The organism is Microcoleus sp. B9-D4 (genome assembly GCF_036705105.1).
Taxonomy (GTDB): Bacteria; Cyanobacteriota; Cyanobacteriia; order Cyanobacteriales; family Microcoleaceae; genus Microcoleus.
Genome location: NZ_JAUBTS010000044.1, coordinates 1 through 19,441, shown reverse-complemented (window position 1 = coordinate 19,441; position 19,441 = coordinate 1). Strand labels below are relative to the sequence as shown.

Annotated in this window: 20 protein-coding genes; 4 read left to right on the top strand and 16 right to left on the bottom strand. The window is 46.0% G+C overall.

The genetic code is table 11. The features are described from left to right. Window positions 1-475 precede the first annotated feature (475 nt). Complete coding sequence (locus tag QUB24_RS22810) at window positions 476-2,056, top strand: calcium-binding protein (protein WP_333155703.1); 1,581 nt, start codon at window positions 476-478, stop codon at window positions 2,054-2,056. Window positions 2,057-2,090: 34 nt separating this feature from the next. Beyond that, the gene (locus QUB24_RS22805; protein ID WP_333155702.1) at window positions 2,091-2,225 is read left to right on the top strand and encodes a hypothetical protein; all 135 of its coding nucleotides are present in this window, start codon (window positions 2,091-2,093) and stop codon (window positions 2,223-2,225) included. Window positions 2,226-2,556: 331 nt separating this feature from the next. Here the strand turns inward: QUB24_RS22805 and QUB24_RS22800 are convergent, their stop codons facing one another. From QUB24_RS22800 to QUB24_RS22750, 11 genes are all read right to left on the bottom strand, one after another. Then, window positions 2,557-3,276, bottom strand: coding sequence for a PHP domain-containing protein (locus tag QUB24_RS22800; RefSeq protein ID WP_333155700.1), 720 nt, complete (start codon window positions 3,274-3,276; stop codon window positions 2,557-2,559). A 463-nt stretch (window positions 3,277-3,739) separates the two neighbouring features. Further along, window positions 3,740-6,154 carry a bifunctional serine/threonine-protein kinase/ABC transporter substrate-binding protein gene (locus tag QUB24_RS22795; RefSeq protein ID WP_333155698.1) on the bottom strand — a complete coding sequence of 805 codons (2,415 nt, stop codon included), beginning with the start codon at window positions 6,152-6,154 and terminating at the stop codon, window positions 3,740-3,742. A 172-nt stretch (window positions 6,155-6,326) separates the two neighbouring features. After that, a complete protein-coding gene (locus QUB24_RS22790) occupies window positions 6,327-7,088 on the bottom strand; it encodes a ZIP family zinc transporter (RefSeq protein WP_333155696.1) in 762 nt (253 codons plus the stop codon). A gap of 35 nt (window positions 7,089-7,123) precedes the next feature. Beyond that, window positions 7,124-7,873: a hypothetical protein gene (locus QUB24_RS22785; protein WP_333155694.1), complete on the bottom strand. Its 750-nt coding sequence runs from the start codon at window positions 7,871-7,873 to the stop codon at window positions 7,124-7,126. A 17-nt stretch (window positions 7,874-7,890) separates the two neighbouring features. Next, complete coding sequence (locus QUB24_RS22780) at window positions 7,891-8,844, bottom strand: DUF2254 domain-containing protein (RefSeq protein ID WP_333155772.1); 954 nt, start codon at window positions 8,842-8,844, stop codon at window positions 7,891-7,893. Between the two features lie 40 nt (window positions 8,845-8,884). After that, window positions 8,885-10,096 carry a transposase gene (locus QUB24_RS22775; RefSeq protein ID WP_333155692.1) on the bottom strand — a complete coding sequence of 404 codons (1,212 nt, stop codon included), beginning with the start codon at window positions 10,094-10,096 and terminating at the stop codon, window positions 8,885-8,887. Window positions 10,097-10,330: 234 nt separating this feature from the next. After that, on the bottom strand, window positions 10,331-10,723 hold the full coding sequence (locus tag QUB24_RS22770) for a DUF2254 family protein (RefSeq protein WP_333155689.1): 393 nt from the start codon (window positions 10,721-10,723) through the stop codon (window positions 10,331-10,333). Then, window positions 10,720-11,748 (bottom strand): mechanosensitive ion channel family protein, encoded by a 1,029-nt coding sequence (locus QUB24_RS22765; protein ID WP_333155687.1) that lies wholly within the window; start codon window positions 11,746-11,748, stop codon window positions 10,720-10,722. The genes QUB24_RS22770 and QUB24_RS22765 overlap by 4 nt, the downstream gene beginning before the upstream one ends. A gap of 146 nt (window positions 11,749-11,894) precedes the next feature. After that, a complete protein-coding gene (locus tag QUB24_RS22760; protein ID WP_333155684.1) occupies window positions 11,895-13,016 on the bottom strand; it encodes a hypothetical protein in 1,122 nt (373 codons plus the stop codon). An 18-nt stretch (window positions 13,017-13,034) separates the two neighbouring features. Next, window positions 13,035-13,349, bottom strand: a complete 315-nt coding sequence (locus tag QUB24_RS22755) for an SH3 domain-containing protein (RefSeq protein ID WP_333155683.1) — start codon at window positions 13,347-13,349, stop codon at window positions 13,035-13,037. A gap of 158 nt (window positions 13,350-13,507) precedes the next feature. Next, entirely contained in the window at window positions 13,508-14,119 is a 612-nt protein-coding gene (locus tag QUB24_RS22750) for a hypothetical protein (protein ID WP_333155682.1), read from the bottom strand. Between the two features lie 851 nt (window positions 14,120-14,970). On the opposite strand from QUB24_RS22750, the gene QUB24_RS33680 reads away from it, so the two are divergent. Continuing rightward, entirely contained in the window at window positions 14,971-15,051 is an 81-nt protein-coding gene (locus QUB24_RS33680) for an S-layer homology domain-containing protein (protein WP_445300429.1), read from the top strand. Between the two features lie 54 nt (window positions 15,052-15,105). Continuing rightward, window positions 15,106-15,750, top strand: coding sequence for an S-layer homology domain-containing protein (locus tag QUB24_RS22745; RefSeq protein WP_333155681.1), 645 nt, complete (start codon window positions 15,106-15,108; stop codon window positions 15,748-15,750). A 23-nt stretch (window positions 15,751-15,773) separates the two neighbouring features. Here the strand turns inward: QUB24_RS22745 and QUB24_RS22740 are convergent, their stop codons facing one another. The 5 genes from QUB24_RS22740 to QUB24_RS22720 all read right to left on the bottom strand — a co-directional run bounded on the left by QUB24_RS22740 (window position 15,774) and on the right by QUB24_RS22720 (window position 19,316). Beyond that, entirely contained in the window at window positions 15,774-16,037 is a 264-nt protein-coding gene (locus QUB24_RS22740) for an alpha-glucosidase C-terminal domain-containing protein (protein ID WP_333155679.1), read from the bottom strand. Window positions 16,038-16,071: 34 nt separating this feature from the next. After that, entirely contained in the window at window positions 16,072-17,322 is a 1,251-nt protein-coding gene (locus QUB24_RS22735; protein ID WP_333155678.1) for an IS110 family transposase, read from the bottom strand. Between the two features lie 275 nt (window positions 17,323-17,597). Further along, the gene (locus tag QUB24_RS22730) at window positions 17,598-17,897 is read right to left on the bottom strand and encodes a hypothetical protein (RefSeq protein ID WP_333155676.1); all 300 of its coding nucleotides are present in this window, start codon (window positions 17,895-17,897) and stop codon (window positions 17,598-17,600) included. A gap of 95 nt (window positions 17,898-17,992) precedes the next feature. Beyond that, on the bottom strand, window positions 17,993-18,496 hold the full coding sequence (locus QUB24_RS22725) for a hypothetical protein (RefSeq protein WP_333155674.1): 504 nt from the start codon (window positions 18,494-18,496) through the stop codon (window positions 17,993-17,995). A 16-nt stretch (window positions 18,497-18,512) separates the two neighbouring features. Beyond that, window positions 18,513-19,316, bottom strand: a complete 804-nt coding sequence (locus QUB24_RS22720) for a hypothetical protein (protein WP_333155672.1) — start codon at window positions 19,314-19,316, stop codon at window positions 18,513-18,515. Window positions 19,317-19,441: the final 125 nt, after the last annotated feature.

Below are 19,441 nucleotides of genomic sequence, written 5' to 3'. Positions count from 1 at the left end.
CTAAGTTGTAAATTCTATTTTGTGTAGGGCAATTCATGAGTTAGCTCGCTCAATGCTTGACACAGCCTAAGTTGAGGAATTTTCACAGATTTTAGTTAGTGGGATTTACTGGTATTTGAGAAGGTGCGATCGCCTTCTGTAAAACCCACAAATAAAATTAGCATCTAGTTCCCGATTTCAGCATAACTGCACAGGTGACTCGCGCGAGATGTGTAGCAATATCTTATTGCTGTAGGTTGGTGCGTGCGTTCAGTGACACGCACAAACTAATCCACAAATTCCTACGCTTTGCCAGAGGAAGAATGCTGACTTAGGGCGATTGAAACATTAATTATCCAATTGTTTTTTGGTTGAGATAAACTCCAAGGCAAATGTCTGCCAATTGGTCCAGTCAATTAGATACTAACGACTGATTAAATTTAGTCACTAAACCAGTGCCTAACCATCCAAGCAAACTTGATTGAGGAATAAAAAAATGAGCGGTTACAGTTTATTTAGACAAATCCCAGGGGGTACTGGAAGTGATACTGTTCGTTTGCCGAACATAGTCGCAAATCAGCGTACTAATATCAATGTAATAACTGGGAACAAAGATAACTTTACCCCTTTTTTAACGGTCAATAATCCTAGTGGCACCGAGATTGCAAATGGTAACAATGCCATTTTTACCCCCCCAGTAGGCGGTGAGTTCACGGGGATTGTTCGGGACAATACAGGGACAGTTAAACAGACAACGCCGTACACAGTCGAAGTTAATTTAGAGCCGAACAAGCTTAACGACGCTAGGGATGCTGATACTCCAGCCTTTACCCCCGGAAATTATCCAGGGTGGGTAGGTTCCACTGACCAATTCGACTACTACCGCATTGAAGGGCCGGATGTTGGTAAGTTGACGGCGACTCTGACAGGTATAGATGGTCAAGTCGCTGTAAGATTAGTGGACAACGGCGGATTTCCAAAAGCTACAGCAACAACAACAAACAGTAACGAGACTGCAATTCAATTAGAGTTTCTGATACCTTCAGCGAACGAAAGATATTTTTTGGAAGTTGCTGCTAAAGATATTAAGACGGCGGGTGAGGGTCGGGGTGATGGTAAAAACAACAGTAGCAAATACAATCTGAATTTGGCATTTGCTACTCCAACTTCACCAACTCCGACACCACCACCAACTCCGACACCACCACCAACTCCGACACCACCACCAACTCCAACACCACCACCAACTCCGACACCACCACCAACTCCGACACCACCACCAACTCCGACACCACCACCAACTCCGACACCAACACCAACACCAACACCCACTCTCGGTACGCCTGTATCGATCGCGACACCTGCAATCAATGCCCCCGCCCCTGGCAATCCTACTGGACAACCAGCAAACACCGTTAACGGTCAGTTTTACAACCTCTCAGACAGTAATGACAATATTGTGCTGTCATCACTTCCCCCCGCTGCTGCGGGCAAACAAATTTTGGCGCTATCTGGCAGCGACAATATTACCGGGACAGGCGGCATTGATAACATTAACGGAATGCAAGGAGCCGATACAATCGACGGAGGGGCTGGCAACGACTCTTTAACAGGCGGTAAAGAGTCGGATGAGATTGATGGCGGTACTGGCGACGACCAGATATTCGGCAACAATGAGAACGATACTCTTACTGGAGGAGATGGCAATGACAATATTCGGGGCGGTAAAGAAAATGATGTCCTGAATGGCGGTAACGGCGACGACTTAGTGGGTGGCGATCGCGGTCAAGACATCCTCACAGGTAATGGCGGACGCGATACATTTATCCTAGGCGGCGGGCAGGCGGCAGCAACCCGCTTAGCAGATGCAGATGTGATTGTAGACTTTAATGGGGACAGAATTGGTCTAACTGACGGAAATACATTTGCCAGCCTTACTTTTGAAGCTGTAAGTTTGAACCTGAATGGAGGATCTCCTGTCAGTGCTACGGCAATTAAACTCGGTACTAACTATTTGGGTATCGTTCAAGGGGTTGCTCAAAGCTCCCTTACGGCAAATGTTTTTGTTGTAGTATAGTTTGTGTAACGCGGGCTTTGTGGGCCCCACTTGAGTGGAATTAAGTGCGATCGCCTTTGAGTTTGACTTGGGGGCGATCGCACTTTGCTTTAATTTAGAGGCGATCGGATTTCTTGCCTGGATCGAGAGAGATGTCCCCGACACAGAGGCTGTTGAGATTGTGCAATAGACATTTCCAGAAAAGCCAGTCTTGAACACGCAGGATGCCTGTTCCACAATAATTATTGGAGATTTCTAATGAATAAATTAACATTCCTAGACGCAATTGTCACACTTTAACAACGCTGTATGGTGCGTCAGTCTTGAGTTTAGTATGAAAACTTGGGGTTTTCCTTTCCTGACGCACCCTACCTTATGTGCTAGATTTGATAGAGCAGAAGGAAAAAGTCATTAGTTAGTTGTCACTTGTTATTTGTTATTTGTTATTTGTTCGTTTTTAGTTCTAATAGCCAATAGCTAATAACCAATAACTAATAACCAATAACCAATAACCCAACTATTTAGATTCGGACGAGAAGACTCAGGCCGTGAGAGTCCGTGCCGCAAGTTCCCAGCAAACCATAAGTTTCTGCTAAATCTTTGACTAAAGCAGTTTGTTTGGGGCTTGGTTTCCAAGGATTGGGATTACCGTAAGCATAGTAAATCTCTACACCGTCAATGCCGAAACGGGCTGCTTCTGGGATTAGTTTATCTCCAGTCGATCGATACCTGCAAGGATGTGCGAGAACTGCTAAACCTCCTGCTTCATGAATAGCTTCAATTACCCTGGCTGCTGAATAACAATAAGTGCCTTCTGTGCTTTTACCTCGCAAGTAAGGTTTGAGACTGGGATGTTGCGGATCAAAGGCGTAACCGAGAATGTGTACCTCATTGTTGAGTAATTCGGCATTAATTTCAGCGCCTGTCCAGAGACTAGGTGCTTCGCTATTTTTGTCGGGATGGTTTAATTTCCAATTATCCAGCCAAATTTGAGCTTTAACGTAGCCTTCGGTGCTGTGGTGGTCGGTGATAGCTAAGCCCTTGAGACCGCGGGCTATGGCTTGTTCCATCAATTTCTCTGGCTGCAATCGGCCGTCGGAGTAGACTGTGTGCATATGAAAATTATAGGAACCCGGACAGCTATCGGCATCAATTGTCTGGAAGACTTGTTTGAGTGCTGAGATATTCTGGGCTTCTGGTTTGAGACTAGAAGCGGGGGAGGCAGCGAAATTGACAGCCATAAGCGTTATTATAAAAAAAACTAACCTTGTTTAATATATCTAATAAATTGATATGTTGCACCTGTGGCAATAGTCTGCTGTGGGATTGAAATATCTGGCGGATTGTTGCGTTCGGCACAATATCTCAATTCACTCGCACATCTTGCATAATTCTCTATCCAGCATTTTATCGTCGGGTGGGGTGGGTTTATGAGATTATTGATTTTAGGCAATTTATAGTTGGTAAAACTCGCCTCTACAGGTTTGGGTAGAATGCCACAAGATATCAATTTACTCGCACCTATTGCATCATTCTCAGCAACAGGCTTTCCGGCCTGTTCCACAAAGAGTAAATTTTATTGTGGGGAGTAGGGGTTGGGCAGGAGAGCCCGCCCTTAAAGAGTAAATTTTATTGTGGGGAGTAGGGGTTGGGCAGGAGAGCCCGCCCTTCAAAGGTTTGTGGAAAATGCCACAAGATATCAATTCAATCGCACTTTAAACCAGCCGCTGCGGCTGTGGGAAATTCGATCGGCACAAATGTAACTCCAAACTGTTCTCTAGAACACGGTACAATATGCGCCACTCGTTTAGGAGGGTTTTTCCGATTTCCAGTCTTCGAGTCAAACTCAATTATACCGGAGGCTCCCTCGGCTTTAAAGTTAGGATCGGCTAAGGTTTTTTGCATTCCTTCGCGGCTGGGTTCTGGCTGCATTTCTAGGGCTTTAATCAACGTCCGGGCTGCATCGTAGGTTAAAGCCGATCGAGTATTGACCGGGCCTCCCCACAATTTTTCAGCGTTTTGCGGAAATTTTTTGTCAAAACTTATTAACGGATGCCAAAACACGGATATGCCCAGTTTTTCAACAGACTTTAGCTCTTTGGCTACTTCTAACGTTCTCGGCTCGTACAGAGTCCAGGGCCCGACAATCCAATTGCGATCGCCATTAGCTTTAATCATTTCGATCGCATTTTCTAGGGCTGTAGTGACTTGACCATCGGGAATGACAAGTAAGGCTGTTTTTCCGGATTTCTCAACTTCTGTGATTGCTGCTTCGGCGTCTAACTTATTTTTAGATAAATCGTAATAATTCCTGATTCTAAAAGTCGAGCCTCCTTTGGCTTCAAATTGCTTTTTGAATTCTTCCCACAAAGAAGCGCTAAACGGACTGTTGGGATTGTAAAATACTGCGGCTTTTTTCTCACCGACCAAGAGCAGTTGATTTACTAAAGCTTCAGCTTCTATGCTAGTTGTCGGAGCCGTCCGAAAGAAAAATTTTCGAGGTTTTCGCGTCAGTTCTTCTGTGGTGCTTCCCGGAGAAATGGCGACGAGTTGATTTCGATTGTAAATATCTACTGTTTCCACAGTCATGTCGCTGGTGTAGTGTCCGATAACTGCTAGAATATCGGGCTGAGCGGCCAGATAATTAGCCCTTTGAACCGCGTAGGATTTGATATTGCCATCATCAGCAATGATGACCTTGAGACCTTTTCCTTTAAGAGCTTTTGGTTCGAGAAAGCCTTGACCGGGAAAATCTTTATTGTTTTCATTTGCAGCCAGAAGACCTAAATTAACTTCGGTTTGAGCTTGAGCAATGCCGCGGAGCAGTTCTTCGGCTAAATTTGCGTTGAGGATGCTGCCGTCCTGATTGCGGCGGATAGGGACAACAATTGCGATCGTGTAATATTCTGCATTTATTGCCTTCAGCAGAGCATTGTTGATGTAAATTAAAGTTTCTGGATCTCTGCGGTCTTCCCGCCAGGACTGTTTGAGCAATTTTAAAGCTTCGGGATAATTTGAGTCGGCAAACTCATTAATTCCCCTTTGTTTTGACCAAAGGGCGGAGGTTTGGACTAGGAGTTTTTCGCCGGAACTTACACCATCTGCGGAGGGTGTAGCCAGCGTTGGTTGCGAGGAAATTTTGGGGATTAGCGGGGAAATTCTGGGGATTAAAAGTACGATCGCCCCAAAAGCCACAATTCCCGCAAAGCCGAACAGCAGCCAGCGCCAGCCCGATCGCAACTTCCGCGAAGTTTTGGGTACCTGGGGCCCTGGGACGATCAACAAATCCAAGTCTTGCAAAACTTCATCCACAGATTGGTAGCGGTCTTGAAAGTGGAAACGCACCATCTTGGTTAAAATATTTTTAAGCTTGTCGCTAACCGGTTCAGATGTTAAATAATCCCAGACAATTTCACCAGTTTCGGGGTCTTGCGGCAGATTGGTGGGACGCCGCCCGGTGAGGGCTTGAATCGCGATGATTCCTACTGCATAAATATCATTGTAGGGTTGCGGGAGAGACTGTGGCTTGTATTGTTCGGCAGGCATATAACCGCTAGTGCCGATCGCCTGCGATGTGAATATTTCACCTGTAGAGTTAGAGGTAAAAGTGCTGATTTCTTTGACCGCCCCAAAATCAATTAAAACAATTTGTTGATCTGTTTCGCGCCGAATTAAGTTAGAAGGTGTAATATCGCGGTGAATAATTTTTTCTTGGTGAACCGATTTTAATATTTCCAGAACTTCCCGCAACAAAGCAACGGTATTTTGCTCATTCCACCGATCGCCTGGAGCGAGTTCTTGAATAAGCGGGTGTCCTTTAACGTATTCTTGTACTAAGTAAAAATAATCGTTTTCTTCAAAGCGATCGAATAATTCGGGAATGCGCGAGTTGTTGCCGAGACGGCACAAAGCGCTAGCCTCCCTTTCAAATCGCTGCCTTGCCCTCTCCAAGACGCGCGGATCGTTCGATGGGGGAAAAGGAATTTCCTTAACAACGCACAGAGGATTATTAGGTTTGTTTATTTGTACAGCCGTGTAGGTTCTAGCAAACCCTCCCTCTCCCAACAAAGCGATAATTTCGTAGCTTTCATGCAGGATATGCCCTAAGTTGACACACATAAATCTTCCAACACCTCTTGACAGGCTGCGGCCTTTCATGTTAATTATAAACTTTTTTATGTCCAGATACAGCTTGGCAACATATCAAATTCCTCTGTGTCTATATCCAAAACACTATAACTCTCAGCAATTACCAATTCTATATTAGTTAAGACTGAGGACTAATTATCAATTATCTTTCTGCTAACTTGCTGAGTACAAAAGCAGCTAAAAATCCGCAGACAGTAATTAGTCCAGCAAAATCGTGAGTTTCCTCGAATGCTTCGGGAATCATAGTATCTGAGATCATGGCTAAAATACCCCCTGCTGCTACGGCGGTAGTTGCGGCTATTACTTCCGCAGAAAAGTGGCTAAAAAGCGTATATCCTAACAATGCCGCGATACCGGAAATAAGTGCGATCGCGCCCCAAACTCCAAAAATGTAACCGATCGATCTCCCTGCTTTTTTCATCCCGGCGGCGCTGGAGAGTCCTTCGGGAATATTGGAGAGGAAAATTGCCGCTACTGTCACCCAACTGACAGCGCCTCCAGAAATCATGCTGACACCAACGACGATCGACTCCGGTATCCCGTCTAACAGCGCGCCGAGGGCGATGGCTAATCCGCCATCGCCTGACTCTGTTTTAGCTGGGTGCAAAGCGCCCGATCGCTTGCGGTGTTTTGCTCCCTGTTGACTCAAAAACCAATTGGCGGCTGTGTAGACAGCAGCGCCCCCCAAAAAGCCGATCGCCGTAGAGTCGAAACCGCCGCGCTTGTAAGCTTCATCCATCAGTTCAAAGGATAGCGCTGAAATCAGCACACCAGCGCCAAAAGCCATAATTGTTGCGATCGCCCGCTGAGGAATGCTCACAAAGTAACCCACCGCCGCTCCCAGTAGCAGCGCCGAACCCCCCACTAAACCCCAAAATCCTGCCTGCAACCACACTGGAAACATCAGCCCTACCTCAGAGGAAAATTTTTTATGCCCGCCTACGCCAATAAAAGAGCGGTGTAAATTCCAGCACCAAGAGCAAATGCCCAAAACCGACTTTCTCGTTCTTCTGGCAATTCTTCTTTGAGGACGTTGAGAACAATTCCTCCGGCTAAAAAAGCAAATAAAACTGCGATCGTAGTTTTTCCAATTTCAGTAGCGCTACCCAACACCCACCCCACAATAATAGCTGCTGCTAGTATCCAGCGTCCGATGCGATCGTAAATATGCTTGTGGTGTTCCCGCAAACCAGAGTCGTTCACTGCAAAGTGCAGTCCCATTGCACAAGAAAACAACAGCAGATTGGTAATACCCGGTTCTTCCCGATGCACCAGCAGATAGCCAATCAGAGCGTTGTAGATTGCAAAAGAGCCAATGTGCAACCAAAAAACACCAGGACTGGTCACATCCTCTTCGCCACGCTGACGAGATAAATTTGCAATTTGCTCCAAGCCGTAAAATACAGTCAATCCTAACAAAGCTATTAAATAAACGTGGTGTTCTAGATAGGAAATAACTCCTGCTTCTACTTGCTCTAATACCGCTTGGTGCAGATTTAATTCCGGTAAAATATGCACAAAAACATAAGCTACCGAAACCCCACCAGCCGCTGAAAGCCCGCCACTGCGAGGAATAGGAGCAAACCGCAACTTGCCGCAAAATAAATGTGTCAGCGCTAAACCAATGGCAATCAGCCCGGTTAAAGCTAAAGTATTAGGAGCCGATCGCAAAGCTGCTGTTATTACCATAATTCTGCTCAACCAAATTAATCCTGGCTTAAAGCTTTAATGACTTGGTGATACCGCTCTTGCACATCTTTCTGGTCTTGCTCCTGAGAGATTTGTTCGCGGCTACTATTTAAAATCATCTCCGCCTGACGGCGTAAAGCTTCTCGTTGTTTGGAATTGTGGGTGTAAGTGGCGATGCAAGCTATAGCTTCCAATAAGCGAATTTTTACCGCCACATCTGATTTACTGTACTGGCGAATTTGGTTAAAGGCAGTATCAACTAACCCTTCAAACGTCACTCCTTCAACAATGACGCGCAAATTTTGTTCATCGTCGTAGCGGCGATACGGCGAGGGAAAATCCCTTTGAGCGAGGCGGGATAATCCGGCGCTGAGTCGATCGATACACCGAATCGCAGTAAACGGATCGTTGATAGCAGGAGAAATCGCACGCAAGGCAATTTCAACTAACTGATCGATTGGAAATTCTACATCTTGATATTCAGTCCGTTCTTTGCCCAGAATAAAAGCATCGTTAATCTGTTTTTTCAGGCTTTGATTCACCTGTTTTTCCGGGAAAACCATCGCTACATCGCTGCCCTTGACGATAAACTTTCCCGGTCGAGTTTTCAGACGTACAAGCAGATTGGACTGACGGGCAATTTTCATTAATTCGTCGTCATCGATTGCTTGCAAATAACCCTCGCCAGTGGCTTTGATTGGACTTGCTTCCGAGTCAAAATTTGCAGGAATTTCTCCCACTTGTCGCGAGTTGTTCGCTTTACCTTCTCCGATTTTTTCGGGAAACAGACGATCTAGAGCTTTGTCTAAATCCCCACTAACCTGAGTAATTACATGGGACGCTTGAATAATGGTTGATGCGTGATGGATAAAGTAAATCAGTACGCCGATACTGGCAATTGCCAATCCGGTACCAACTGTAACCGAGAGTTGGGGTACAAAGAGGCTGTATCCTTCTCCTTCTGCATGAATGGTTCGCAGTACGAGTAAACAGTAATTGACACTCCCCTGGCTAAAGCCGAGGGGATTCTTGATTCGCAGAATCGACTTGCCGATGCAGAATTACTTCAACATCGGTAGCGGTCAACTCTCCACAAGCGTTCGGATCTAAGATCCAAGTTCCGACGTGCCCCGCCGTACTCAATCCCCGACTTAGGATGTTTCTACCTGCGTTGTGATCGCGATCTAACACACATCCACACTGACAAGCGTGAGTTCGCGTTGATAGACTTTTCTTGACAATGGTTCCGCAGCTAGAGCATTCTTGACTCGTCCCGTGGGCTGGCACGGCAATCGTAATCCTTCCGAATACTTTACCGAAATATTCCATCCACACTCGAAACATATACCAAGATGCGTCGTTAATTGATTTAGCTAAGCAGTGATTCTTCACCATATTCTTGATCCTCAAATCTTCATAGACTACACAGTCGTTGGACTGGATAACGCATCTTGCCAACTTCACGGCAAAATCTTTGCGTTGTCTACTTATTTTGAGGTGGCGTTTTCCTAGAATTACCCTAGCTTTTTTTCTATTTTCTGAACCTTTGACTCGCTTTGAAAGCCGCCTTTGAGCTTTCTTTAGTCGGCGCTCTCCTTTGCCCAGAAAACGCGGATTTTCGACGGCAACGCCATTAGAGTCTGTGTAGAACTCTTTGATCCCCACGTCTAATCCAATAGCATTACCTGTAACTTCAATCTTCTCGGAACGGTCAACTTGAACGCAAAACTGGATGTAGTATCCATCGGCTCGTTTGACTAAGCGTACTCGCTTAATCTGGGTAAGCTGATAAAAATGTAAGTCGCGCGTCCCTTTTAGTTTGAGTTTTCCGATGCCTTTTTTATCGGTAAAAGTGATAGATTTTCGGTCAGTTGCCATCCGCCACCCGGTCGTTTTATATTCGACCGAGCGATTGTCTTTCTGAAACTGCGGAAAACCCTTTTTTCCTGGGATTTTCTTTTTACAGTTGTCGTAGAATCGGGCGATTGCCGACCACGCTCTTTCTGCGCTTGATTGTCGAGCCATGCTGTTGAGTTCATCGCAAAACGTCCATTCTTTAGCTAAAACAGCACTGTACTTATTCAAGTCATACTTGTTGACTTTTTCGTTTTCCATCCAAAAGCGCAATGCTTTGTTACGGATGAACTGCACTGTTCTAATTGCTTCGTCTACAGCCTCAAATTGCTGCTTTTTTCCGTAGGCTTTGAACTCAAAAACTAGCATGACTTCGACCTCATCACGATGTTCCTTATGCTACCAGCATCAGCTTAAGGTCGCCAAAGTTGTTCACAAAGCTTTACATAGTTGCACCCTAGGTCGTAATCCTGAAATCTAATGAAAGATGCTGGGAGGCTAAGGTCGCCAAAGTTGTTCACAAAGCTTTACATAGTTGCACCCTAGGTCGTAATCCTGAAATCTAATGAAAGATGCTGGGAGGCTACAGCCTCCTTCTCCCTTTCATCCCCGGACTAAAGTCACGGGGTTTTCATGTTCGATTGTTATAAACGTGCCAATGAAAGTGCCAAGCACGATTTGATTGCCCGTATCCTGCATAAAATTACGCAGCAATCGGGGGCCAAAATTTGAACTCGCCAACTGAAGCGCCACAATAGTAATGGAAAAAGCTGTAGCAACAACGCTGACCATTGAACCGGCAACCGATGAGAGAACCGATCGCGCACCATCGGTTCCACCCGTGTAAATCCACCTCCAGTTTGGTATATTACCCGTGCGGTCAAGTGTCAGCATGGCGATCGCCAAAATCATCGACCCCGCAGCCATCAACGTCGGAATAAACCAATAGCTAGAGTGCAGCGAATCCCAAAGTTTGCTTAACTTGACATTTTTCATGAGTTGTGGTGGGGTGGCGATTGTCCGTTGCCGTCTTGTGGCGATCGCACTTCAATGAGTTTTTGCAGAGAACCGCTGATGCTGCGGGGTTTAGGAACTTCGCCATTACCAGCGGGCCATCCTTCGCGTTGACGTTTGCGATCGCCATCCGTCTCTTCGGTTTGGTCGTGAAACAAAATTTGCTGCGTAGGAAAGGGCAAGTCGATGCCATTGGCAGTCAGCTTTTCCTTAATCGCAGAAAGTACCTTGTCGCGCGATCGCAGATCGTCAATTCGTCGCGGCGGAGCAATCCACCATCGAGCGCGGATATTGACGGTACTTCCTGCAAGTTCCATCAGCAGCACGTCAGGAGCAGGGTCATTCAAAACCTCATCCACACTGTGCAGGGCTTCCATCATTAACTGCTTGGCTCGGTGAATATCATCGCCGTAGCCGATACCCACGTCGTATTCCATCCGGCGTTTATCAAAAGCCGTATTCACAGTAACAGAATTGGTGAACAATTCCGCATTGGGAATTACAATCCGGCGACCATCATAGGTTCTAATTGTTGTAGCGCGAGTTTCAATACTTTCTACCGTTCCCTCAAAGTTTTTAAACACAATCTGGTCATCGAGTTGGAATGGTTCCGTCAAAAGAATTAGGATACCAGCTAGGAAGTTTTGTAAGATATCGCGAAAGGCAAAACCAATCGCCACCCCGCTAATTCCCAGCAGTTGCACCAAATCGCCTGCTTTAAATGTGGGAATTATAATCGACAAGGCAATAAACAGACCAACCAGAACAGTAATACCCTGCGCTAACCTTCCCAACACCAGTCCCAAATTCCGGGATTGGCGGTGGTTGCGGGTAAGCCGCCTGACCGCTCTCTTAATTGACCTCCCAACAAAGAAAAAGATTGCAAAAACAATTAACGCTAGTACCATATTAGGCAGCAGGACAATGAAGCCATTGATCATGCTCTCAATCTTGTCCCAGACTGCGGATATTTCTGCTGTCATAAAACTTCCTCTTGCATCAGTCATTATTGATAGTATTAAAATTAGCCAGGTCAAACTCTATCTTAAGGTTGTAGATTACTTTAACGTGAGGCTAATTTAGGACTTACACAGCGACAGTAAATATTCGGGATGGTGCGTTACGCAGAAAGCTAACGCACCAACAATTTTTTTCAAGTGGATATCGCAGCCACATCTTGAGCGTTGAGTTTTTGTGCGATCGCATCCAGCACCCTCTGTTCTGCTTCGGAAACCTCTCCCTTACTTTCGGCAATGCGACGGCATTGAGCTAATAGCGGTACTGCAAAGTCGGGGTTAAGTTGCTCTAACAATGCACCCAATGGTTGAGGGGACTTGATGTTAGCAGCAATCCTTTTGAGAGAATCGGCATTTAATTGCAATGCCTTCAATTCTGGCAGAATATCTTCCCAGTTTTTGTTGGGATAACTTGCCAAAATCATGTGAACCATAATTTGATCCATCCCTGCTTGCTGCGCGATCGCCACATCAAGATATTTCTCGCTTTGTTGCTGAATCGCTTGCAGCGTTTCGGTTCCAGGTTCTTCAGTCTCTTCCCTCACTTTGGCTTCGTAAAACTCGCGCGCCGCATATCCCAGCGCGTACAGCATCGTAGCATTCGTACTCGCACCAATCATCGCGCCAGCCAGCGGTACGTTGCGTAAAAAGCCCAAACCAGCTCTCATTGCGTTGCTACCGCCTAGCGCTAACCCAAAAATTGCCAAAACCTCGCCTTTTCGGGCTGGCTGTTGCAAATCCATCCCATAGGCGGCGGCAATTTCATAAACCATTTCGGTTTGAATCGCAGTAGTTGCGGCTAAATCGATCGCCAGCAGTGCAGCCGCGACACCAGGTAAAATGCTGCTAGCAAATCCAACACCACCGGCGTGGATCGCTTTTTCCACCATAATGCGATGGGCAATTTCGCTGGGATCTTCATGGGGATACTTTTGTTGGAGTTCCTTGACTTGAGCTTCGGCTTTGGCTAAGTCGATGCGATCGCTGACCCCAACTAACCAATCAAGTCTGAGTACCCCTGCCACTTGTTTAACAAAGGGAAGATTGCCAACATAAGTTACCGCATCTCCGGTTCCTTGCGTCGCTTGTCCAATCAATCGATAAGTTTGTTTAGCAGCAGCTTCCCCCCAATTAATTGCTGTTTCAACAACCGTTTTGCCTGTATTCAGTGCAGATTCTGTTGTCTCGGCAATGAAATTTAACAAACCAGACTTTTGCTGTGAATTAGTTTCTTTTTTTAGGTTTGATTGGTCATCCATCACTGTTTTTTGAATTAACTACAATACGTAGCCTTCTAGCGGGGCTGTAATTGGTATCCAGCCATTCTCACCAAGACTTTGAATCGTCACATTTCGTGCGGAATCGATGATGCCAACCGCTTCGCTGTTAGCCGTCGGTTGTCGCCGAACATTAAGGCCATTCCTCGCAATAACCTGGCGACAGCTATCTGGTACTTGCGCTAGTAAAGATTCACCTTGAATCTGTGTTTTATTTGTATCAGCGGCGAACGAGGGAGCAACTAAAACCGTTGCCGTTAACAAGCTCGAACTTGTTAACCTTGTATATTTTTGCCAGATCCTCTGCTCTTGCATCGCTTGATATTCTTTTAAATCTCTATGCCAAAACCTTAGAAAATGTTTTTAGCTCGTTCATCTTCTCCAAGAAAGAATGAATCATTATCCCAATGGTATAATAAAATAATTCGACTCGCTCCTGTGGTTGTTAAACTTTCAGGTTTTCTCATCGCTAATCAAGCATAAACGCGAGGTTTGCGAGCGCCAAGAGCAGCACCAATCATTGCCGCTGCCAAACTCAGCAAAGAGCCAAGTAGAAATGACCAAGTAGCTTTAGCTGTATTACCAGCTAGATCGCGAACTTGATTTGGGTCTACATTCGGCGCTTGATTGGGTATATTAACGCCGCCCTGTTGTTGTACTTGATTGGCAATTTCTCCAGCATTAGCAGCGGCAGCACCAACAGCACCCGATATCCCGATTCCTAATAACCAAGCACTAAGTGCTAATGTAGCTCCCCAAAGAATTGCTGCATTCAAAAATGCTGTTTTCTTGGTCATCGGGCCGCAGCTTTGAGCCATCATCCAACCGCCCAAAAATAGGGAAATCAGCAAACTGATAATCGACCAAATTACGACCCCAATACCAACGGAACCTGCATCCGCCCCTGTTGCACCTGCGGTTAATCCGATCGCCATTGCCAAAGCGCTTAAAAGTAGTTGAGTGCCCAGAGCGATCGCAATTCCTGCCAAAATTGGCCCCCACCTCACTCGATCGTGGTAATCCACCAGCGGATTGACGATTGTAGGCTCAGTGAGTGGATTGCCCGATCGATCTGGATAAGTCATAAAAGATTAACCCCTGCGTTACGTTGTTGCTTGTTTTCCGTTGATGGTAACTTAATTTTACTTAATAAGTATTACTAGAATATCTACCGAGGGGCATAATATTTTTTAATTTGATTATTTTAATGATCAAAAGTAGTAATTGCGCTTATAAACCGAAATTTCATTCAGAAAAAACCCCAGCCGCTACTGGAGATGTCCTTAATTTTGTAGATCTCCCGTAGTTGTTGTAGGATGTCCCGTAGTTGAGGTGATAATAAAACCTGAGAAATCCTTGTGAGAGCTTTTGGCCTAAAGGTTGTAGGTTGGCTCAACCCAACCTACGAAGGATTAGATAAATTTATCACCTTTAGTACGGGAGAGCTAAATTCATCTACCTAAAGATATAAAAATATAAAAAAATATCGCTATCTTGATGATTTTCAATGTGCTGAATCCTTCATAAGAAGGAAGTATTAGAACTGATATCTATCTAAAGTAGGTGCAAAGCTTGATGTAGATACTACAGGAAACAACCTTGAGCAAGATACGGTTGAGGCAACAGACAAAGTACGTCGCGAAGAGTTAGATGTAAAAACAGAATGGGAATCGGATAGAAAAAAACGTAATCCGCTTTAACTCAGTCAAATAGTCTCGTTAAAAATGCAAAAATCAGGAGGAAATTTATCAGGTCTACTCGCAGGCATTTACCGTCAATCAGCGTAGCCTTTTTAGCTTTAGCCGTTAGTGTCAGTGGCACTGGTTTTGTGTTCAGTTCCCAGCAAGTTGCTGCTCAACAAGCTAAATCGAAATTTCCTGATGTACCACCGAATTACTGGGCGCGTCCGTTTATTGATTCCTTAGCTTAAAAAGAGATTGTTACCGGATATGTAAACGGAACTTTTAGACCCAAACAGGCTGTGGATCGGGATGAATTTTCGGCGATGATCCGCTAAGCTTTTAATCGAGCAAGCGTTAGAAACATACCGAGTGGAAGTTACTTTAAGGATGTGCCTAAAAACTATTGGGCAGAAACTCCGATTAAAGAAGCTTATGAAGCGGGATTTATGAATGATTTTCCCGGAAATGAGTTTCGTCCGAAGCAGCCCTTGACTAAGGCACAAGCATTAGTTGTGTTAATGAGGGGTTTAAATATGGATTACAATCCCCCTGTTGTCAAAACTGATCGAGCTGCTGCAACTCCAGCAAAGCCAACTCCAGTAAATAAACGTCGAATTGCTAGGAATCGTTTGGCATTTCCCCTGGCAGCGACTGTTTTGATGCAGCCGTTATTACCTGTAGTGGCAAGGCAGCAGCCTGCGGCTGCGCCCGCTAAAAAATCGGCTAAGGCTGTTCCACCAACAACGACAAAAGCTGCAACTGCGCCTGCTAAAAATTCGGCATTAGATTTTCTCAATTCGTACTATAAAGATGCCGAGAAACTTCCTAAATATGCGGTTGAACCCGTGGCAGCAGCGACAAAGGCAAAGATAGTGGTCAACTATCCAGATCCCAGAGTTCTTAATCCCAACGAGTTGCTGAGTCGGGGTAGTGCTACTGCCCTAATTCATCAAGCTTTGGTCAATCAAGGTCAGATAGAACCGCTTCCAGACAAGGATAGTGCTAAGTACATTCCTAAGAGCCCAAGTCGCTAGTTCTGCCATCAACATTAACTTTTTTACCCCTGGATGCGATTGACTCGAAACCAGCGATAGCCGTAGGGTTCTAAGGGAATAGAGGGCGAGTCGGCATCGAGAGATTCATAAAGCCGATCGCCAAATAAATCGAACAGAGGGGTGTATTCGTGAGATTTCAGCGTAGCGGTACAAGCTTTGTCGGCTAGATTGTGGACAGCAATCACCCTCCTGCCTTGCCAGTCGCAGCAGTGGGCTAAAACCGAGGGAGAGTCGGTTTCCAGAATGTGCCACTTGCCCCTACCCAACTCAGGACATTGCTTGCGGATGCTGATTGCACGTTCACTCTAGTAATTCTGGATTTTGGATTTTAGATTTTAGATTGGAGTAAACGAGCTCGCGCACCAATTCTTTGAACAGCAGTTTGACTGCTTTGGCCGCCACGCGCGATCGCACCAATCGCACCGGCCGGCCGCTGGCTTTTTCAGCATCCATAATCTCGCCGAGCCGATCGCTAATGTCGTTAGCCATGCGGCAGCGCTTCACTTCGACTCGCGTAAAAATCCACTGCCACAAGGCTTTGCGACACAAATCCGAACCGCCGACAACTTTTGATTTTTGCAAGTCGCCGCTGCTTTCTTGAGATGGCGCGTATCCTAAAGCTTTGGAGAATCGGCGAAGTGATAAATGCCGCTTTGTCGGTTTGCCGGACTTGCGACCCGTGCGAATTTTGACATCGGGCTTGCCGTCAGCGGCGAGGTAATTTTCAAACGGGTAAATCTGCGACAGCAGCAGCGCCTCGACTCTGCGACCGAAACCGAATCGGGCAAAAACTTTGCGGTACGGCAAAAACTGCGACTCTGCCACTAACTTAGAAAGCTCAAATTCAAGCGTCATTTCTTCTCGCTGTAAGTCGCAAATTCTGGCAGCGTGGCGACGCAAGTCGTCAGTTATTCCCAGACCGATCGACCGTTCCAATAGCAGATCGTATTTTACCGACTGCCGTTCGCCGCAAAGCCAGCCCCACAATAACGGCACTTTTTCGCCAGACCGCAGCGATTTTATCAGTGCTACCTCTGGAAATTGCCAAGCTAAATCTTGCCTCGCGCGGTTGATGATTGGGCTTTGCACCCGGTTGAGGTGCGCGAGCCGAAGCGTTAACCGCCGGATTTGTACAATTGTGCGATCACGCATCTGCACAAATCGGCGCGGCGTATCTTGATAGTCCCAGCCATAAATTGCCAGTGCTAGCGCGTCCGCGTCGTCGTCTTTGTCTGGCAGACCGAGGTGATGCTCTCGGAACGACCGCAACTCTTTATGACCTACCAATCGCACTTCTACCCCCGCCCGCGCGAGTTGAGTTCCCCACAAAATCTGATAGTTAACCCCCGTGGGTTCCATTATGGCGATCGTGTTTTCCCGATCCAATTCCGATCCAATTAGTGCAAGTAATTCATTAATTCCGTGCGCTGTAGCAGCGAATTTGTGGAAGTTGTAGCGGTAATAAAACTCGCGCGGTTCCTCAACTTTTTCTGATATTAAGCAGCACGAAACTGAGGCTTTGCTAATATCCAAGCCAATAATTTTGGTCATTCCATTTTTGAGGGTGTGTTTGTTTAAACTCGCAATGACAGCTTATGAATCACCCAAAGGCCACATGAGCCTACTTCACTCTTAAAGCTTTTGTCTGCGAGATAGCAATTAACTAGGTTGTAGCTGAGCTTATGAACGTGCAAAAGCCTCAAGAGCTTGGTTCCATCCGAAAGCCCTAAGCCACAACCCATTTAATCGGCGGTTCGGGTTGGAATCGATCCGCTACTCCCCCTTATTAAGGGGAGTTTCGGCCGCTGATTCCTGCGCGGCGCTCGTCAGGCGGTGGTGAGAATGGAATTAGTGCTGACGAGGGCAACGTACACGTATATGTAGTCAAGGTTGCGGTTCAACGCTGCGGTAAATTCATCGGTTGAGTAGCTCCTGAGCAAGTAGTTAGCAGCGTTAACGTACTCGCTCAAACATTTATCGTGGGGTTGTTTCCGCAACAATCCCCGCGATTTTGCTTCTTTGATGATTTCAAAAATTTCTCGTTTTTTGGCATCGCTGAAATCACCAAATTGTTCCTTGGCGGATTGCACTAAGTCGGCAATCTGTCTGTTTTGAGTTTGATTCATGGTAAATTGGTAAATGGCATTGTGAAAGAAATAGTCAAGATAGCTTGGAATTAAGTGGTTGGAATCGGGATTCAACCGCTTTTTTTGTCTTTGAGTTAAAGTTGCTTGAAAACGTAAAGACCCTTATCCGGTGGATTTTCTTTGACTTGTTGAGCCAACGGCATCATTACGTGATTGATAAACTGTTCTATTTCGTCTGCCTCTACTGGTTCTTGATGAATAGCTGCTTGAGTTGCTATATCCCGCGCTAATTCTTCGCAAGGTTTGTCAACAATTTCGCTAAGTAAATTGAGCAAAATTGAATTGGTTCTCGAACACTCAAAAATAAGTTTCTTTTGCTCGATTGGCAAATCTTGCAGGCTGACAGTTCCGGGTTCGGGGCTGTCGTCGGGGATTATTCGGATCGAGTTAAGGTTTAGCTCGCAAGTATTCAGAGAATTATTGAGCGTTTCTGCTAGCTCTTCAAGCTCGCGGTAATTGCCACAACTTTTGAGAATCAAGTCGTCGGCGTGAAGTCCGAGGGCGATAATTTCTGCTTTTTGCTCAGGGCGAAACGCGGGCAAGTCAGAATGCCGGTAGGTGAAAGTATTGTGAGACATGGTTTTTTGAAACTAGCTAGGATGAGTCGGACTTATCGCCCGATCTAATGGGAGTGATAGCTTTTTGATAGCTTTTTGATAGCTTTTTACCAAAGCCTGATGCGGGTTTGGTTTTAGGCCAAGATTTCTCTAAACTGTCCAAGACTTCCTCTTCTTCCGGTGTCAGTTCCGTCTCTTCCTCGTCATCGGGCGGTTCTTCATCGGGCGGTTCGGTGCCGCCGATGAGCATTTCGAGGTAGTTATACACTGCCATGCCCGCTGCTGCTGCTTTCTGTTCCAGCAGTTGGTAAGCTTTGCCGCTAACCCGGACTTGCTTGGCTCTGTCCTCCGGGTTTTCGTCAAGAGTTTCAGCAATCTTGGCCGCCGTGATTAAATGCGGGGAAAAACTATCTACGACGGTCTGCCATTTGTCTTGAAGTTGTGAATCGCCGTACTCGTCAACTTTGGCAAATTTGAGCAGTGGCAGCGCTTGAGCTACGCAGTTGGGTAAGATTTTGAATTTCGCTTTGATGAGCCGGAGACAGATTTGAGCGGCTTGGATAATCTTTTTGCAGTAGAAGTGCGATCGCCCTAATGCTCGATTGCAGTATTCGGCAAAGTCCTGGTACTGCCGTTTGTAGAGACGGTAGCGACGCACGGCTTCGAGCATGATTCCTTGCCGCACGTAGTCGAGGAAAGAGCGTTTAATACGCTGGGTGAGTACGGCAATATCGTTGTGTGGTACTTCCTGAAAAACTTCGGATTCAAAGTCTAGGAGCGGTTGGAATTCACTTTCTGGGGGTTCCCAGTAAATGTCGTTAAAGTCGGCGGTGAGTTGCATTAAAAGTAAGGGGTAATGGTGTCGTCTTCGCTTAAAAGAGCGGCAGCGAGGGTTTCTTCTGCGAAGTCCAGGAGCGGTTGATATTCCGCTCCTGGTAGCATCCCCCACTCATTTGTAAAATCAGA

Coding starts and splice junctions, on each gene's coding strand:
- QUB24_RS22735 (WP_333155678.1), bottom strand. CDS start 17,322: ATGACCAAAATTATTGGCTTGGATATTAGCAAAGCCTCAGTTTCGTGC.
- QUB24_RS22760 (WP_333155684.1), bottom strand. CDS start 13,016: ATGGATGACCAATCAAACCTAAAAAAAGAAACTAATTCACAGCAAAAG.
- QUB24_RS22790 (WP_333155696.1), bottom strand. CDS start 7,088: ATGTTTCCAGTGTGGTTGCAGGCAGGATTTTGGGGTTTAGTGGGGGGT.
- QUB24_RS22795 (WP_333155698.1), bottom strand. CDS start 6,154: ATGTGTGTCAACTTAGGGCATATCCTGCATGAAAGCTACGAAATTATC.
- QUB24_RS22775 (WP_333155692.1), bottom strand. CDS start 10,096: ATGCTAGTTTTTGAGTTCAAAGCCTACGGAAAAAAGCAGCAATTTGAG.
- QUB24_RS22785 (WP_333155694.1), bottom strand. CDS start 7,873: ATGGTAATAACAGCAGCTTTGCGATCGGCTCCTAATACTTTAGCTTTA.
- QUB24_RS22800 (WP_333155700.1), bottom strand. CDS start 3,276: ATGGCTGTCAATTTCGCTGCCTCCCCCGCTTCTAGTCTCAAACCAGAA.
- QUB24_RS22725 (WP_333155674.1), bottom strand. CDS start 18,496: ATGTCTCACAATACTTTCACCTACCGGCATTCTGACTTGCCCGCGTTT.
- QUB24_RS22720 (WP_333155672.1), bottom strand. CDS start 19,316: ATGCAACTCACCGCCGACTTTAACGACATTTACTGGGAACCCCCAGAA.
- QUB24_RS22750 (WP_333155682.1), bottom strand. CDS start 14,119: ATGACTTATCCAGATCGATCGGGCAATCCACTCACTGAGCCTACAATC.
- QUB24_RS22755 (WP_333155683.1), bottom strand. CDS start 13,349: ATGCAAGAGCAGAGGATCTGGCAAAAATATACAAGGTTAACAAGTTCG.
- QUB24_RS22810 (WP_333155703.1), top strand. CDS start 476: ATGAGCGGTTACAGTTTATTTAGACAAATCCCAGGGGGTACTGGAAGT.
- QUB24_RS22770 (WP_333155689.1), bottom strand. CDS start 10,723: ATGAAAAATGTCAAGTTAAGCAAACTTTGGGATTCGCTGCACTCTAGC.
- QUB24_RS22765 (WP_333155687.1), bottom strand. CDS start 11,748: ATGACTGATGCAAGAGGAAGTTTTATGACAGCAGAAATATCCGCAGTC.
- QUB24_RS22730 (WP_333155676.1), bottom strand. CDS start 17,897: ATGAATCAAACTCAAAACAGACAGATTGCCGACTTAGTGCAATCCGCC.